Below are 544 nucleotides of genomic sequence, written 5' to 3'. Positions count from 1 at the left end.
CCTATAGCTAAAAGAAGTTGTAAGTGTTCACCCAGATGATTGATTGTGACGTAGAGCAAACAGTAAGAACCATTGCGGTTACGGCTGGTCTGTAGCTCAGGTGGTTAGAGCGCACCCCTGATAAGGGTGAGGTCGGTAGTTCGAGTCTACTCAGACCAACCAATTTCGCGTTATGCGGCGTTACTTTAAACCTCACATACTTTAAGTATGCTTCGGTTCAAAGTGCCTTGTCTAACACGAAATTCCAGCGAAAGACTTATTGCGATGATGTGAGCTTTAGGCAAGGCATGCGACGAGCGAGTGAAGGAGCGTACATAAGTACGTGACTGAGTGAGTAAGGCGGCATAACACAGCATAAAGGTCAAAGCAGAAGCAAGAAGAGGGGTTATAGCTCAGCTGGGAGAGCGCCTGCCTTGCACGCAGGAGGTCAGCGGTTCGATCCCGCTTAACTCCACCAAATTTGCTTCATACTTCGTTGCTTAACACCTCACATACTTTAAGTATGCTTCGGTCTTAAGTGCCTTGTCTGAACCAAATTACATAC

2 tRNA genes are annotated in these 544 nt (G+C 46.9%); both read left to right on the top strand.

Features of this window, described 5'->3' with window-relative positions:
- Window positions 1-85 precede the first annotated feature (85 nt).
- Window positions 86-162 (top strand) — tRNA-Ile (locus tag ACYVIC_RS19680).
- A gap of 219 nt (window positions 163-381) precedes the next feature.
- Window positions 382-457, top strand: a tRNA-Ala gene (locus tag ACYVIC_RS19675).
- The last annotated feature ends 87 nt before the right edge of the window (window positions 458-544 follow it).

It is taken from the genome of Rheinheimera gaetbuli (assembly GCF_054781935.1).
This window is presented reverse-complemented; position numbering and strand designations above follow the sequence as displayed.